This window comes from Veillonella sp. (genome assembly GCF_018381775.1).
Classification (GTDB): domain Bacteria; phylum Bacillota; class Negativicutes; order Veillonellales; family Veillonellaceae; genus Veillonella.
This window is the reverse complement of the sequence record NZ_JAGZRH010000028.1, coordinates 1-1471: the sequence shown is the minus strand read 5'-3', so window position 1 is coordinate 1471 and position 1471 is coordinate 1. Positions and strand designations below refer to the sequence as shown.

The 1471-nt window shown below is 35.1% G+C and carries 2 protein-coding genes; both read left to right on the top strand.

Features of this window, described 5'->3' with window-relative positions; genetic code table 11:
* On the top strand, window positions 1-616 hold a 616-nt coding region (locus tag KH109_RS09650), incomplete at its 5' end, for a transposase (RefSeq protein WP_295219211.1).
* On the top strand, window positions 580-1434 hold the full coding sequence (locus tag KH109_RS09645; protein WP_295219213.1) for an IS3 family transposase: 855 nt from the start codon (window positions 580-582) through the stop codon (window positions 1432-1434). The genes KH109_RS09650 and KH109_RS09645, both read left to right, overlap by 37 nt.
* The last annotated feature ends 37 nt before the right edge of the window (window positions 1435-1471 follow it).

Here is a 1471-nt window from a genome sequence, read left to right as displayed (position 1 = left end):
TGATATGTACCCCCTTTACTGGACAACCAGTAAAGGGGGTATTTTCATGAGATATAGTTATGAATTTAAAAGAAAAGCAATTGAATTATTTAATCAAGGTGAATGGCCAGAGACGCCAACTGGAGTATTGACTCATACTTTTCACGAACAAATAATAAAATGGGCTAAACAGGAACAGTTTAATGGCCCAGAAATCAATAAGCATAATCCAGATAAGCGATGGTGGTCTCCAGAGAAGAAATATGAGTTAGTATACCAAGTATTATTTGGAGAATCTATCCGCTCTGTATCTATTAGGGCTGGAATTAATACTGGACAACTGTATCAATGGGTTCATAAATACAAAAATTTGGGATACAATGGTCTTATTAATAAACCTAAAGGACGATCACCAAAGGATTGCAAAATGAAAGTACCTAAGACTATCTCACCTCGAGAGCTCAAAGAGAGTGAATATGAGGAACTAGTTCGCTTACGAGCTGAAAATGCTTATATTAAAGCTGAAAATGAAGTCATAAAAAAAGAGATTGCCTTGAGAGAAGAAAAAGAGGCTGCGCGACTCAAGGCGAAAAAGCAGCGATTATCAAAACGCTCCGCCAGCAAGGATATCAACTAAAACATCTTTTGAAAGCTATGCCAATGTCCAAATCTACCTATTATTTTGAACTTACTAAAGTCGATCTTGTAGATAAAAGAAATACAGAGCTAAAAGATGAAATTCAAAAGATTTTTACAGAACATAAAGGGCGGTATGGTGTACGCCGTGTATATCGGGAGCTTCTTAATCGAGGTTTTGTAGTCAATCATAAACGAGTACAAAGACTTATGCATTGTATGGGACTCGCAGGAAAGCGACCGAAAGAAAAGTATCATTCTTATAAAGGGAAAGTCGGTAAAATAGCAGAAAATATCGTCAATAGAGATTTTAGTACAACTGCACCATTACAAAAATGGACTACTGATGTGTCTCAATTTAATTTCTCGTGGGGAAAATGCTATTTGTCGCCTATTTTAGATATGAATACGAATGAGATTGTTGCTTATGACTTAGCATTAAGACCTAACTTAGAACAAATTTCTCGTATGTTAGATAAGGCATTTAAGAAGTTTACTAATCTTTCAGGATTAATCCTCCATTCTGATCAAGGATGGCAATACCAACATAAGTACTTTAGGAGAATACTCAAAGAACATGGTATTATTCAATCTATGTCTCGAAAAGGAAATTGTTATGATAACTCTGTGATGGAAACCTTTTTTGGTAGATTGAAAACGGAAATATATTATGGTTTTGAGAGAGAATATTCATCTTTTAATGCTTTTGCAGCAGCGATAGAAGAATACATTAACTATTACAATAACAAAAGGATTCAAGCAAAAACAAAATGGATGCCCCCTGTGAAATACAGGGAAGCATCCATGTGTTTAGGCTAGTAAATAATATGTGTCCAGGAAAATGGGTACATATCAC